This is a genomic window from Ruegeria sp. O5 (assembly GCF_056535105.1).
Genome location: NZ_JBQERN010000002.1, coordinates 101911 through 115955 on the forward strand (window position 1 = coordinate 101911; position 14045 = coordinate 115955).

The following is a 14045-nucleotide window of genomic DNA, read 5'->3' on the forward strand; positions in this document are numbered from 1 at the left end:
GGTGATGTTACGTTTTGTACAATATGAACATGTCGGGCTATTGAACGGTTATGCGCTGCACAGGTTGTTATGCGGGTTCGACGAACAGGACGAAAATTGCGAAGAGGCACAACCAGAAGAGAGAGCAACTGCGCCATCTATTAATCTCAGAACGACGCGAAAATTGTCTCTGAAATCACAAACCTGCGACAACCACAGCTTCCGTTTTTCGCCACGGATAGCTGGACATTACCAGCTATCTATTCAAAGTGAGGCGACTTACAATTCATTTGAGGACAGAAGGTTGGGACTCAGGCGATTTTTCAGGCGGCATTTTCGCGCGCAAACTCATACTCCAGCGCAAAATCAGGAATACCAAGCAGGTGCCGGGCACCCTCTTTACAACTATGTTTGCGATTTTCCAGCTTTGGATCTAATTCGTGAGTTCGCCGAACCCAATCCGAAAGCAACAGACGGGGTGGTGACCAACTTTCTTGGCGTCAGAATTGAACCACGCGTGATGTCCAGCATCCTGGAACCCCTGGCAGGCAAGGTAGAACCTATTCCCGATCCGGGTAATTGGCATGCAGACATCGCAGAATGGGCGGCAACACTTCTGTCTGTGAAAGAGGCCTCTGGTACTTACCGGATTATTGAACTTGGTTGCGGTTGGGGATGCTGGCTAAATAATATGGGCTTCGTCGCCAAAAAGAGAGGGTTAAGCGTCGACCTGATCGGTATCGAAGGTGACAGCTCTCATCTGGAAAACGCCGAGCGCACGTTTCAACTGAACGGCTTCAACCCAAGTGAGTACCGCCTTGTCAATGGGGTGGCCGCCAGCAAAGAGGGCATCGCGCTTTTCCCAAAATACGAAGAGGCGCACGAAAACTGGGGCGCAGAGCCGATTTTCTATCCGGACGAAAAGGTTCTGGCCGAATCCCGCGCCAAAGGTGACTATACAGAGCTGAATTGTTATACGCTTGAAACCCTGTCTAATGGCGAAGCTGTCGATCTGCTACACATCGATATTCAGGGCTCGGAGCTGGACTTTGTACAGAGCAACTTCGACGGCATAGAAAATCTTGTAAAGCGCGTGTTTATCGGAACGCACTCTCGCTATCTTGAAGGCGCTTTGCAGGAGTTTTTCCTGACAAAGGGATGGACGCTCGAAATGGACCGCCCCGTGATTCACAGGTTGATCGAAGGTCGGCCACAGATCGAAATTGATGGCGTGCTGCTGTTCAAAAACCCGAACCACGACAAGCTACCGCTTCATTGACAGAAATGCGGTTTGCGTCTGGCGTTTGGCGCTATTGGTTTCTTGTGACGGTGCGGGAATGCCGCGCCGTCCGATGACCGTCTGTATTTAGCAGCCGCATCATCTTTTACATTATACAGATATCCAGATTAGCTTTGACCTATAAGTGGTATCCGGTAGCCTTGGGCTTTACCGTACCAAACAGGTCCTGTGTGCAGCAGGGACGCCGGACCGGCAAACAGAATTCGACCTTCGGCAGGTTGGCGCGGTTACTGATACTTAGCTTTTAATGCTGCTTTTTTAAAACGACCAACAGATGTTGAGCGCAACGTGTACAGCAACCCCAAAAGTTTCGTGTTCAAGGGCATTGTCTTATCGCGGTAAACGAGACTTGCCTCATAGGGCTTGTTGGCGTCGCAAAGTTCAATGATTTCACCTGCGGCCAAAAGCATCTCTTCCATCAAGGCTTCGGCGGCTTCCGCCTTGCTTGCCTCATCCTCTGAAATTGTTTTGTCTCTTTGGGACTTTCGGCGGAAATCCACGATGGCAGCAGGCACGTATTCAGTGACCCGATTTCTGAATCGCGTCATGTCAGAGCCATTGGCCTGAGTGCCGTCCGATTTGGTGTAGGAGTTGTAATCACCGTATAGGGCCAGGATCGTGCTCGTCTGGTGAAACAAAAGATCTTGCCGTGCAAAATCGAGCTCAACGTAGCGGTCAATTCGGGCCTGTTCTTCGATCATGACCGTTATCGCAGTCTTCGCATCATCTGCTTTGGCACTATGAACCGCCAAAACAAATAAGGCCAAAATCAAAGCAATCCTGGACCCCCAAAGCTTTCCAACTCGACTTGCAATCATAACGAGGTACTCCTTCACCATTGAGAAAGCACTCGAACACTACCACAAATCGGCAAATAAATCCGCCAAGCCGAAATTCGGGCTGTTAGCGCCTGACGCCTTTTGAGCCCCTACAACCAATCCCGCAGGATCGGGATCAGGGGCACATCCGCGGCCGGCATGGGGTAATTGCGCAGGTCATTTGCGCGGACCCATTTCAGCGCCTGCCCCTCTTTCGACTGCGGGATGCCCTGCCATTTGCGGCAGGCGAACAGCGGCATCAGCAGGTGGAAATCATCATAGCTGTGGCTGGCAAAGGTCAGAGGGGCGAGGCACGAGGCCCATGTGTCGATGCCCAGTTCCTCGTGCAATTCGCGGATCAGGGCGGCCTCGGGGGTTTCGCCGGGCTCGATTTTGCCGCCGGGAAACTCCCAAAGACCGGCCATGGATTTACCCTCGGGGCGTTGGGCCACCAGCACCCGGCCCTCGATGTCGATCAGGGCGACAGCTGAAACCAACACGGTTTTCACGAGCGGTAATCCGCGTTGATCTCGATATATCCGTGGGTCAAATCACAGGTCCAGACGGTGGATTTGCCCGCGCCCAGACCCAGATCAACGGCGATGACCAGATCCTGACCTTTCATATAAGCGGCGGCTGCGTCTTCGCTGTAATCGGGGCTGACCCAGCCTTTTTCGGCCACAAGGATATCGCCGAACGAAATGCTCAGCAAGTCGCGATCCGCCGCGGCACCGGATTTACCGATGGCCATGACGATACGGCCCCAGTTCGGATCTTCACCCGCGATGGCGGTTTTGACCAGCGGAGAGTTGGCGATGGCAAGGCCATGGATCTTGGCGTCAGCGTCTGTTGCGGCCCCTGTCACGCGGATCTCGACGAATTTCGTGGCGCCTTCGCCATCGCGCACCACTTGCTGGGCCAGATCCAGCATCACAGCTTCCAGCGCCTCGGCGAAGGCCGCGTTGCCAGTGGCGTCCACACCCGAAGCGCCGGTGGCGCACAGCAGCAGGCTGTCCGAGGTGGATGTATCGCTGTCCACGGTGATGCAGTTGAACGTCCGGTCTGTCTGCGCGCCCAGCATCGCCTGCAACGCCGATTGTTCGACCCGGGCGTCGGTGAAGATATAGACCAGCATGGTCGCCATATCGGGCGCAATCATGCCGGAACCCTTAGAAATACCCGCAATAGAGACTGTTTTGCCATCAATTTCGACCTGCGCCACGGAACCTTTCGGGAAGGTGTCCGTGGTCATGATCGCGCGTGCGGCGTCTTCGATCGCGTGACGGCTGAGACCCGCCTTCAGCGTTTCAAGCTTGGCAATGATGCGGTCATGCGCCAGCGGTTCACCAATCACGCCGGTTGAGGAGGTAAAGACCCGCTCGACCGGAACACCTGTCGCCTTCGAGACGGCCTGCGTCACCTCGGCCACCGAGGTCTGACCATAATGCCCGGTAAAGGCATTGGCATTGCCCGAGTTCACCAGGATCGCCGCCGGGCCATCGCTGGGCCCGCCGATCTTGTCCTGACAATCCAGAACCGGGGCGGCACGCGTGGCTGAACGGGTAAAGACCCCGGCCACAGATGTGCCCGGGTCCAGCACGGCCAGCATGACATCGGTGCGGCCCTGATATCGCACGCCCGCCGCGACGGTGGCGAACCGCACACCGTCAATTGCAGGCAAATCAGGGAAGGACGCTGGCGCCAGCGGCGAAACCTTGGTGATCTTGGCCACGGGGATTACTCCTGAATCAGGTCCAGCTGGCGCAGGACTTCGGGTCCGGCACCTTCCAGAGCGGGGCGGTCGATCTGTGCCTGCTGTGTCAGTTCATCGATGCGCGCCTGAATGGCGTCCTGCTGAACGGTCTGTGCAAGCTCTTCGCGCACGGCATCCAGCGCGGGCGCTTCGGTTTTGCGCTTGTCGTTCAACTTGACCACATGCCAGCCAAACTGCGTCTGAACAGGGTCGGACACCTGCCCTTTTTCGAGCGCGACCACGGCTGTTTCGAATTCCGGTACCATCTGGCCCTTGCCGAACCAGCCCAGAGCACCGCCATTGGGGCCGGACGGGCCGGTGGAGTGCGCGCGCGCGAGCTCGGCGAAATCGGCGCCGTCATCAAGCTGCGCCTTGAGGTCGTTGGCCTGTTCTTCGGTCTCGACCAGAATGTGGCTGGCATCGAATTCGTCTTCACCCGCGAAATCGTTGTACTGCGCGTCGTAGGCCGCCTGAATGGCCTCGTCCGTGACAACGCTATCGGTCAGGGCTGTGACGGTCTGAACCGCCAGAAGGGAGCGTTCTTCATTTTTCAGCCGCAGCGTGTTCAGTTTGTTCAGCCCATCCTGCTGTTGCCCCAGCAGTTGCTGCTGGATCAGCTGTTCCAGCACGAAGTCGAACAATACGTCATCTTCGGCCTGCTGGTATTGCGGCGGCAGGGCGGCAACGGTTGCGATCACGTGACCCAAAGTGATCTCATCCCCGTTCACACGCGCCACCACGGTGGATGCATCCGGCTGGGTTTCGGCGGCCAGCGGCAGGGCCATCATGGCGGTCAGAGCCAGCGATGGCAGAAAAGTGAGGCCTTTGGGCATTGAATCATCCTATTTCCTTGCCGCGGCAGGGCGCAGCGTTGACACTCTGGAACCTGCCGCTTACATCGCTTTGAAGCCTTGGACAGGGCCGCCTTTCACCCCCCGTATCTATGGGTTGCGCGCAAGGTGGGCAAGCCTGTCAAAAACCAAGACAAGAACAGATCCGCTGGAGTGAACATGCTGGGACTCGGAACGCTCGCCAAAAAGGTGTTCGGAACACCGAACGACCGCAAGATCAAGGCGACCCGCCCCCTGATCGAGAAGATCAACGCGTTGGAACCCGAGTTCGAGAAAATGTCCGATCAGGGCCTGATCGACAAGACAGAAGACCTGCGCAAACGCGCGCTGGATGGCGAAAGTCTTGACGATCTGCTGCCCGAAGCCTTTGCCAACGTGCGCGAAGGTGCCCGCCGCGCGCTGGGGCTGCGCGCCTTTGACGTGCAGCTGATGGGCGGTGTTTTCCTGCATCAGGGCAACATCTCGGAAATGAAGACGGGTGAGGGCAAGACACTGGTCGCGACCCTACCGGCGTATCTGAACGCGCTGACCGGCAAGGGCGTGCATGTGGTCACGGTGAACGAATACCTGGCCAAGCGCGACGCGGAATGGATGGGCAAGGTGTTTGCTGCCGTAGGCATGACCACAGGCGTGATCTGGTCGGGCCAGCCTGACGCGGAAAAACTGGCCGCCTATTCCTGCGACATCACCTATGCCACCAACAACGAGCTGGGTTTTGACTATCTGCGCGACAACATGAAGGCCGATCTGGAGCAGGTTTACCAGAAACACCACAATTTCGCGATTGTGGACGAGGTCGATTCGATCCTGATCGACGAGGCGCGGACGCCGCTGATCATCTCGGGCCCGGCACAGGACCGCTCGGACCTGTATACAGCCATCGATGCGCTGATCCCGAGCCTGACCGACGAACACTACACGTTGGACGAAAAGGCCCGCAACGTGACCTTCACGGATGAGGGCAACGAGTTTCTGGAGCAACAACTGTTGGCTGCCGGTCTGATTCCCGAAGGCCATTCACTGTATGACCCGGAAAGCACGACCGTGGTGCATCACGTGAATCAGGGTCTGCGCGCGCACAAGCTGTTCCAGCGCGACAAGGATTACATCGTGCGCGACGGCAATGTCGTTCTGATCGACGAGTTTACCGGCCGCATGATGCCGGGCCGCCGCCTGTCCGAGGGTCTGCACCAGGCCATCGAAGCCAAGGAAAACGTGCAGATTCAACCCGAGAACGTGACGCTGGCCAGCGTGACCTTCCAGAACTATTTCCGCCTTTACGACAAGCTGGGCGGCATGACCGGGACCGCCCTGACCGAGGCCGAGGAATTTGCCGAGATTTACGGCCTGGGCGTGGTCGAGGTTCCGACCAACAAGCCGATTGCCCGTGTGGACGAGGACGATCAGGTCTATCGCACCGCCATGGAAAAATACGGCGCGATGATCGAAGAAACCAAGAAGGCGCAGGAAACGGGCCAGCCGGTCCTGCTGGGCACGACTTCGATCGAGAAATCGGAACTGCTGAGCCAGATGCTAACCAAGGAAGGCATCGCGCATAATGTTCTGAACGCCCGCCAGCACGAGCAGGAGGCGCAGATCGTTGCCGATGCCGGCCGTCTGGGCGCGGTGACCATCGCCACCAACATGGCCGGTCGCGGCACCGACATTCAGCTGGGTGGCAATGTCGAGATGAAGGTGCTGCAAGCGATTGCGGACAACCCCGAGGCTGATCCGTCAGACCTGCGCGCCGCAGAAGAAGCACGCCACGCGGAAGAAAAAGAAAAGGTTCTGGCCGCAGGGGGCCTTTATGTTATGGCGTCCGAACGCCATGAAAGCCGCCGCATCGACAACCAGCTGCGCGGCCGTTCGGGCCGTCAGGGCGATCCGGGCCGTACCGTGTTCTACCTGAGCCTTGAAGACGACCTGATGCGCATCTTTGGCTCGGAACGGCTGGACAAGGTGCTGACCACGCTGGGCATGAAAGAAGGCGAGGCGATCATTCACCCCTGGGTGAACAAGTCGCTGGAACGCGCGCAGTCCAAGGTCGAGGGCCGCAACTTCGACATGCGCAAGAACGTACTGAAATTCGATGACGTGATGAACGATCAGCGCAAGGTGATCTTTAGCCAGCGCCGCGAGATCATGTCGGCCAATGACCTGTCCGAGATCGTCTCGGATATGCGCGAGCAGGTGATCGACGATCTGATTGACGAATACATGCCGCCGAAATCCTATGCGGATCAGTGGGATACCGATGGTCTGCATGCGGCGATCAAGGACAAGCTGACCATCGATGCCCCGGTTCAGGACTGGGCTGCCGAAGAAGGTGTGGATGACGAGCAGGTGCGCGAGCGCCTGGTCAAGGCCGCAGATGAGATGATGGCCCAGAAGGCGGTTGCCTTTGGTCCCGAAAACATGCGCAACATCGAAAAGCAGGTTCTGTTGCAGACCATCGACAGCAAATGGCGCGAGCATCTGCTGACGTTGGAGCACCTGCGCTCGGTCGTGGGTTTCCGCGGCTATGCCCAGCGCGATCCGCTGAACGAATACAAGAACGAAAGCTTCCAACTGTTCGAATCCATGCTGGACGGTTTGCGGGAAACCGTGACACAGCAATTGTCGCGCGTGCGTCCATTGACCGAAGAAGAGCAAAAGGAAATGCTGGCGCAGATGGCGGCGCAACAAGCACAGGCACAGCAGGCCGTGGACAAGGCCGCGAGTCAGGCCGAGGCCAAGGCCGAAGCTGCGGCGTCAGGCGATGCGCTGCCGGGGTTTGACGAGAGTGATCCGTCAACCTGGGGTAACCCGTCGCGAAACGACCCGTGCCCCTGCGGATCCGGCAAGAAGTTCAAACACTGCCACGGCAGATTGACCTAACGTTAACACCCTCTGATCACAATGAGTCCGTCTCGCGGCCACAAATTGGCCGTGATTGGTGGCGAGAGTGCAAGCTGCTCCTTCAACTGGGGAGGGTGTCTTGTTTGTAGTTCGCAACTACGTAACCATGTGCGGAACGGTCGCTTGTGCCCTGGGCATAGGCTATCTGATGCAGAACGGACCGGCTGCGCAGCAGAACCGCGCGCAGGGCGGTGTCGATGTGGCCTCTGTGGCCGATCAGTCTTCGATTCTGTCGGGACTGGACAGTATCGTTCTGACTTCAGCCACCGTATCAGATGCCGATCCGGTCACTGTTACACCGGCACCCCGCGCTGTACCTGTAGCCCCCAAGACATCGAACTGCCGGATCAGCGCGCACGCAAACGCAGCACCCGGTGCCATGGCGCACCTGTCGCTGAAAGCGCCCTGCCACAAGAACGAGCGGATTGAAATTCACCATAGCGGCCTGACTGTTAGCCAGATGACGGATGCCAGCGGCGCGCTGGACATGGCGATCCCGGCCCTTTCGGAATACGCGATCTTCCTGTTTTCTTTCGAAGATGAAACAGGCACCGTCGCCACCACTCACGTTCCCGAAATCGCCGGTTTTGATCGTGTTGTCTTGCAATGGCAGGGTGATACCGAGTTGCAGATTCATGCGCTGGAATTTGGTGCCAGCTATGGCGCGGATGGCCATGTCTGGGATGACGCATCTGCCGAAGGCGCCGGTAAGGTTATGCGTCTGGGTCAGTCCGGTTCCGGTATGACGCAGAATATCGAAGTGTATTCTTTCCCGGCCAGTACGTCGGATCAATCCGGCACGATTGACCTGACTGTCGAGGCCGAAGTGACCGATGCAAATTGCGGCCACACGCTGAACGTGCAGTCGCTGGAGTTGTTGTCGGACCGCCGCCTGCGGTCGCGCGACATGTCAGTGACCCTGCCGGATTGTTCGCGCGCGGGCGAGTTTCTGGTGTTGAATAATCTGCTCTCAGACCTGACAATCGCGGCAAAGTAATCCGCAGACAGGCTTGAACCTCTTATGACATTTTTCCGTGTGGCGGTGGCTGCGCTGTTTTCCGTGACGGCGGCGACCGGTGCTTTTGGGCAGGACATCACATTGACCTCGCATGATGGCAAGGTCGAAGTGACCGGCAATCTGCTGAGCTTTGACGGTGAGTTCTATCGCGTCGATACGCAATTCGGGACGTTGACCGTGGATGGTTCGGGCGTCACGTGCGAGGGGCCCGCCTGCCCCAACCTGATCGATTTCGTCGCCGAAGTGCAGTTTTCCGGATCATCGGTGATGGCTGAAACGGTGCTGCCCGCCCTGATCATCGGATTTGCCCGTCAGGAAGACCTGACCGCGACCCCCGCCCGCGTGGATGAGGACACCTTTGTTTACGAGCTGCATCAGGCGGGCCGGTCGGCCCCGCTAGCACGGTTTTTCTTTGACGTGGGCACCACGGATCGCGGGTTTAGTGACCTGATCGCGGACCGGGCGGATATTGTGATGGCCCTGCGCGAGATGCGCGAGGCCGAGCGGGAGGCTGCCGAGGTTGCGGGGTTGGGCGATCTGAAGCGCGCCCGTCGGTCGCGGGTCATTGCACTGGATGCCATGGTCCCGGTCGTGGCCCCCGACAGCGTGATGCGGCAGGTTTCTCTGGCAGATATGGCTCGTATTCTGTCCGGAGAGATCAGCAACTGGGCACAGCTGGGTGGGCCGGATGCCCCTATTGCACTGCATGTGCCAGAGGCCGGGTCGGGTCTGGCGCAGGCGGTCGAGGATCAGATTCTGAAAACCGCCGGTGTGGACCTGACCGATACGGCGATCCGCCACAATCGCATACATGACCTGACCGCGGCCGTGGCAAAGGATCCGTTTTCCATCGGGGTCGCCAGCAAGGCATCGGCCCATGGCACCCGCGCTTTGCCGTTGACCGGCGGGTGCGGGCATCCGCTGGCCGCGACCCGCCAGTCGATCAAGACCGAAGATTACCCGCTGAATATGCCTATGTTCCTGTATCTGCCGGAACGTCGCCTGCCCCGGATTGCGCGGCAGTTTCTGGCCTATAGCCAAAGCCCCGAGGCACAGGTGGCGATACGTGACGCAGGATATGTGGATCAATCTGCTGAAACCCTGCCGGTTGGCGTGCAGGGGGACCGGCTTGCCAATGCGGTCGTCACCGGCGGAACTGAGGTCGGACTGGAGGAGTTGCAGCGCATGATCGAAACCTTGCGCCCGCTGTCGCGCCTGTCCCTGTCGGTCCGGTTCGAACCCGGATCGTCCCGCCCGGACGCGCAGTCGCGCGCCAATATTCAGCAACTGGCGCAAATGCTGGACGCGGGTACGTTGCAGGCGCGCAAGGTGGTGTTTGCAGGCTTCAGCGATGGGGACGGGGGTGCCGTTTCAAATGCCCGCATCGCCCTACGGCGCGCGCAAACCGTGCGAAACGCGGTTATCGCCGCGCTTGAAGCCCCGATCCCTGATAGTATCACGGTCACCGCCGAAGGATTTGGTGAAGCGATGCCCATGGCCTGCGATGACACCGAATGGGGCCGCAAGGTCAACCGGCGGGTCGAGATTTGGGTGCAGTAGCCGCTAGAGATACCCTTCGGAACGAAAGCTGAGCTCGGTCGATTTGCCGATGATCAGGTGGTCATGCAGGGTCAGCCCCAGGGCGGAGCAGGCATCCTGAATGCGGTTGGTCATGTCGATATCTGACTGTGACGGCGTTGGGTCGCCCGAAGGATGGTTGTGCACCAATATCAGGGCCGAGGCATTCAGTTCCAACGCCCGTTTCGCCACTTCGCGCGGATAGACCGGCACGTGATCCACGGTGCCTTTGGCCTGTTCCTCATCCGCGATCAGGACGTTCTTGCGATCCAGATAGAAAACGCGAAATTGCTCGGTCTCGCGATGCGCCATTGTCGTGTGGCAATAATCCAGCAGCGCGTCCCAGCTGGATATCACGTGCCGTTGCATCACCCGCGCCCGTGCCATCCGATGCGCGCAGGCTTCGAGGATTTTCAGATCGGTGATGACCGTATCACCAACGCCCTTGATCTGGCGCAGCCGTTCTTCGGGCGCTGTCAACACGCGGTTGAAATCGCCAAAGGCATTCATCAATGCGCGCGCCAATGGTTTCACATCCTGCCTCGGGATGGACCGGAATAAAACCAGCTCCAGCAACTCATAATCCGGGATCGCCGCCGACCCGCCCGCCATGAACCGTTCGCGCAGCCGCTTGCGATGGTCTTTGATGTAGGAGGGTAACCGACCATTCGGCAGCGGCTGCGCTGGCGCTTCGTCCGTATCAAACAGCATGGGGGCTTCGGCAAAGGCGTCCTGTGTCATGCGTTTACCCTGTCGCAGAATCACTTTCCGAAAGGTTAACGCGCCTCTCCTGCCATACGCGCGGTGGCGCGGCGGACAATCATGTGCAGAAGGATCGAAAACACGCCCAGCGTCAGCATCGCCGCAAACATCAGGTCCGTCTTGGCGCGGCCATTGGCCAGCAGCATCAGATATCCCAGACCTTGCGATGAACCGACCCATTCACCGATCACGGCACCGATCGGCGCATACACCGCCGCAAGCCGCATCCCCGAGGCCAAAGACGGCAACGCCGCAGGGATACGGATGTGCCACAACACAGCGCGCTTGCCCGCCTGCATCGTGCGCGCAAGGTCCAGATACCCCTGCGGTGTCCGCATCAAACCGTCAAAAAAGGACGACGTGATCGGGAAATAGATGATCAGCACCGCCATCGCGACCTTGGACAACAGGCCATAGCCCAGCCACAGGGTCAGCAACGGAGCCAGCGCAAAGACCGGCAGGGCCTGAGTGAACACCAGCATTGGCTGTACCAGAACCCGTGCGACACGGGAATTGGCCAGCTGCAATGCGGTGACAACGCCAAGCAGCGTGCCGCAGGCAAGGCCGATAATGACCTCGATGGCTGTGATCCAGGTGTGTTCTGCAATCAGCCAGCGGTTCTGCCACCAGGTCTCGGCAACCACTGCGGGACCGGGCAGGATGAATTTTGGCAATCCGGTCAGGGTCACGATCCCCTGCCACATGGCAAGGGCAAACAGGGTTGCTGCCAGAACAGAGAGGGACTTCATACCCCGCCCTCCCGCAGCAGCCGCAAAAGCGCGCCTTGTGTTTCCAGCGTCTGCAGATCATCCACGCTGCGCGGGGCTGGAGCAACCGGCGGGTCGCACGGTGTCAGCCCGTGCTGTGTCATGACGACGATGGATTGCCCCAGACGCGCGGCCTCGCCCGGATCGTGGGTTACCAGAAGGACAGTGCGGCCTTTCAGCGCCTCGGCGGCCAGATCCTGCATATCGGCACGGGTTCGGGCATCAAGGGCGGAAAAGGGTTCATCTAGCAACACAATCGGCCGGTCTTCCATCAGGGTGCGGGCCAGTGCCACGCGCTGGCGCTGCCCACCCGAAAGCTCGGGCGGTTTCTTGGTCATATGGTCCTGCAACCGCATCCGTTCGATCAGGCGGTCGCGCCGGTCAAGGTCAACTTTCTCGCCCCGCAGCCGCGCGCCCAACGAGACGTTTTGCGCAACACTCGCCCAAGGCAGCAACAGGTCGTCCTGCGCCATATAAGCAACCCGGTCTGAAACCGGCTGGCCGTCGCTGGCGGTGATCCGGCCCGAGAATTCAGCCCCGGTTTCCAGCCCGGCAATCAGCCGCAAGACCGTAGTTTTGCCAACACCCGATCCGCCCAGCAGACAGGTCCACGCCCCGGCGTCAAGCGTCAGGGTCAGCGGCGCGAACAGAGTTGCACCGTCGATCGTGGCAGTGCCGCTGATGGTCAGATCGGGCGCCGGGGTCATGGGGTCAGACCCATCTGCCAGAAATTGACTTCAAGCTCGGTCGCGGTGCGGAAGGTCTGGCAGAGGCGTTCCCAGCGCGGTGAGGCCTCAAAATCTGCCCCAATACGCCTTGTTAGAGCCTCATCCTGCAGCGCGCCAACCGCTTTGCACGCGCCCTGGTAGTCTTCACCGGCATAGGTGCTGATCCAGTCGCGATAGGTCTCAGACGTCGCCTCGGCCGCCAGCCGCTTGCCGATCTCGCCATAGCCCATGACGCAGGGCGCAAGCGCCGCCAGAAGGTCGAGCAGATCGCCACTGTACCCGGCCTCTAGCACAAAGCGGGTATAGGCGAGATTTTCGGCACGTTCGGGGGTGGCGAACAACTCCTCCTGCGAGATCCCGGCTGCTTCGCAAATACCGATATGCAGCTGCATTTCTTCGGCAACCAGCGCATTTACGGTGCCCACGGCAGTCAGCATCTCGGAATGCGTTTCCGATTTCACCACCGCCAGCGCCCAGGCGCGGGAGAAGTGGATCAGAAACACGTAATCCTGCCGCAGGTAATGCAGGAACGCCTCGCGTGGCAGCGTCCCGTCTTTCATCCCTTCGACAAAAGCGTGGCGGGTGTAGTCCCGCCACGGCCCCTGCGCCGCATCGCGCATCAGCGCAAAGGCTTTGCCATAATCGCTCATTGCGCGGTGACGTCGATGGCAATGTCGCTGACGGGCAGGACAGTGTCGATCATGCCGCTGTCGTTCAGGAATGCTTCGAACCGGGCATATCGGCCAGCGTCAAACCCGGCGGGACGCAGGGCAAAGCGCGGCAGCGTGTCGACCCATGCCCGCGCGTTCAGCTCGTCCTGCAGTTCGGGTGATGTGGTCGAGAAGACCTCCCAGCTTTTTTCCGGGTTGTTGACGATGTACTGAGTCGCTTTTTCGGTCGCGGCCAGGAAACGGGCGATCTTGTCTTTGTCCATCGTATCGGGGTTGGCGACATAGATCAGTTCGTCATAAGACGGCACGCCTTCTTCCTCGATATAGAAACAGGTGCCGGGGCGGCCTTCGATATCCATCTGGTTCAGTTCGAAGTTGCGATAGGCGCCAATCACCGCGTCCACCTGACCGGTCATCAGTGAGGGCGAGAGTGAGAAATTCACGTTGATCATTTCAACATCATCCAGCGCGACTTCGTATTTGCCAAGCACGGTGCTGAGGATGGCCTCTTCCACACCGGCGACGGAAAAGCCGATTTTCTTGCCCTTGAGGTCAGCGGGCGATTTGATCGGGCCGTCTTTCAGAACCAGCAGGCAGTTCAGGGGCGTCGCGACCAGCGTGCCGACCCGTTTCAGCGGCAGCCCTTCGTGGATCTGCAAATGCAGCTGCGGCTGATAGGATACCGCCAGATCCGCCTGACCGGCAGCAACCAGACGCGGCGGCGCGGACGGGTCGGCGGGGGCAACGACTTCGACCTGCAATCCCTGCTCGGCGAAATAGCCGTTTTCCTGCGCCACGATGATGGGCCCGTGGTCGGGGTTGATGAACCAGTCCAGCAGGACGGTCATCTTGTCTTCGGCCCAGGCCGGCGCGGCGGCCAGAAGGGCAAGGGCTGTCATCAGCTTTTTCATATCTCACGTTT

The 14045-nt window shown here is 59.2% G+C and carries 13 protein-coding genes; 4 read left to right on the forward strand and 9 right to left on the reverse strand.

Annotated features, from left to right (window positions below; genetic code table 11):
• Window positions 1-4 precede the first annotated feature (4 nt).
• Entirely contained in the window at window positions 5-1258 is a 1254-nt protein-coding gene (locus ACR0M3_RS05055) for a class I SAM-dependent methyltransferase (RefSeq protein ID WP_480546051.1), read from the forward strand.
• Between the two features lie 248 nt (window positions 1259-1506).
• Here the strand turns inward: ACR0M3_RS05055 and ACR0M3_RS05060 are convergent, their stop codons facing one another.
• From ACR0M3_RS05060 to ACR0M3_RS05075, 4 genes are all read right to left on the reverse strand, one after another.
• Entirely contained in the window at window positions 1507-2097 is a 591-nt protein-coding gene (locus tag ACR0M3_RS05060; RefSeq protein ID WP_480826511.1) for a hypothetical protein, read from the reverse strand.
• 110 nt (window positions 2098-2207) lie between these two features.
• Window positions 2208-2606 (reverse strand): 8-oxo-dGTP diphosphatase MutT, encoded by a 399-nt coding sequence (mutT, locus tag ACR0M3_RS05065; protein ID WP_209506934.1) that lies wholly within the window; start codon window positions 2604-2606, stop codon window positions 2208-2210.
• Window positions 2603-3829 (reverse strand): bifunctional glutamate N-acetyltransferase/amino-acid acetyltransferase ArgJ, encoded by a 1227-nt coding sequence (argJ, locus tag ACR0M3_RS05070; RefSeq protein WP_480909885.1) that lies wholly within the window; start codon window positions 3827-3829, stop codon window positions 2603-2605. The genes mutT and argJ overlap by 4 nt, the downstream gene beginning before the upstream one ends.
• Before the next feature lie 5 nt (window positions 3830-3834).
• Window positions 3835-4683 (reverse strand): peptidylprolyl isomerase, encoded by an 849-nt coding sequence (locus tag ACR0M3_RS05075; RefSeq protein WP_480909886.1) that lies wholly within the window; start codon window positions 4681-4683, stop codon window positions 3835-3837.
• 177 nt (window positions 4684-4860) lie between these two features.
• Here ACR0M3_RS05075 and secA point away from each other — a divergent pair, with 177 nt between their 5' ends.
• From secA to ACR0M3_RS05090, 3 genes are all read left to right on the forward strand, one after another.
• The gene (secA, locus tag ACR0M3_RS05080; protein ID WP_480909887.1) at window positions 4861-7578 is read left to right on the forward strand and encodes a preprotein translocase subunit SecA; all 2718 of its coding nucleotides are present in this window, start codon (window positions 4861-4863) and stop codon (window positions 7576-7578) included.
• A gap of 100 nt (window positions 7579-7678) precedes the next feature.
• Window positions 7679-8596 (forward strand): hypothetical protein, encoded by a 918-nt coding sequence (locus tag ACR0M3_RS05085; protein WP_480909888.1) that lies wholly within the window; start codon window positions 7679-7681, stop codon window positions 8594-8596.
• A 24-nt stretch (window positions 8597-8620) separates the two neighbouring features.
• Window positions 8621-10177, forward strand: a complete 1557-nt coding sequence (locus ACR0M3_RS05090) for a phosphate ABC transporter substrate-binding/OmpA family protein (RefSeq protein WP_480909889.1) — start codon at window positions 8621-8623, stop codon at window positions 10175-10177.
• Between the two features lie 3 nt (window positions 10178-10180).
• Here ACR0M3_RS05090 and radC read toward each other — a convergent pair whose 3' ends face one another.
• Genes radC through ACR0M3_RS05115 form a run of 5 tightly spaced genes read right to left on the reverse strand, consistent with a single transcriptional unit; the run spans window position 10181 to window position 14034 of the window.
• Window positions 10181-10936, reverse strand: coding sequence for a RadC family protein (radC, locus tag ACR0M3_RS05095; protein ID WP_209506928.1), 756 nt, complete (start codon window positions 10934-10936; stop codon window positions 10181-10183).
• Between the two features lie 35 nt (window positions 10937-10971).
• Window positions 10972-11706 carry an ABC transporter permease gene (locus tag ACR0M3_RS05100; protein WP_480909890.1) on the reverse strand — a complete coding sequence of 245 codons (735 nt, stop codon included), beginning with the start codon at window positions 11704-11706 and terminating at the stop codon, window positions 10972-10974.
• Entirely contained in the window at window positions 11703-12431 is a 729-nt protein-coding gene (locus tag ACR0M3_RS05105; protein WP_480909891.1) for an ABC transporter ATP-binding protein, read from the reverse strand. The genes ACR0M3_RS05100 and ACR0M3_RS05105 overlap by 4 nt, the downstream gene beginning before the upstream one ends.
• Entirely contained in the window at window positions 12428-13102 is a 675-nt protein-coding gene (tenA, locus tag ACR0M3_RS05110; RefSeq protein WP_480909892.1) for a thiaminase II, read from the reverse strand. The genes ACR0M3_RS05105 and tenA overlap by 4 nt, the downstream gene beginning before the upstream one ends.
• A complete protein-coding gene (locus ACR0M3_RS05115; RefSeq protein ID WP_480773060.1) occupies window positions 13099-14034 on the reverse strand; it encodes an ABC transporter substrate-binding protein in 936 nt (311 codons plus the stop codon). The genes tenA and ACR0M3_RS05115 overlap by 4 nt, the downstream gene beginning before the upstream one ends.
• Window positions 14035-14045: the final 11 nt, after the last annotated feature.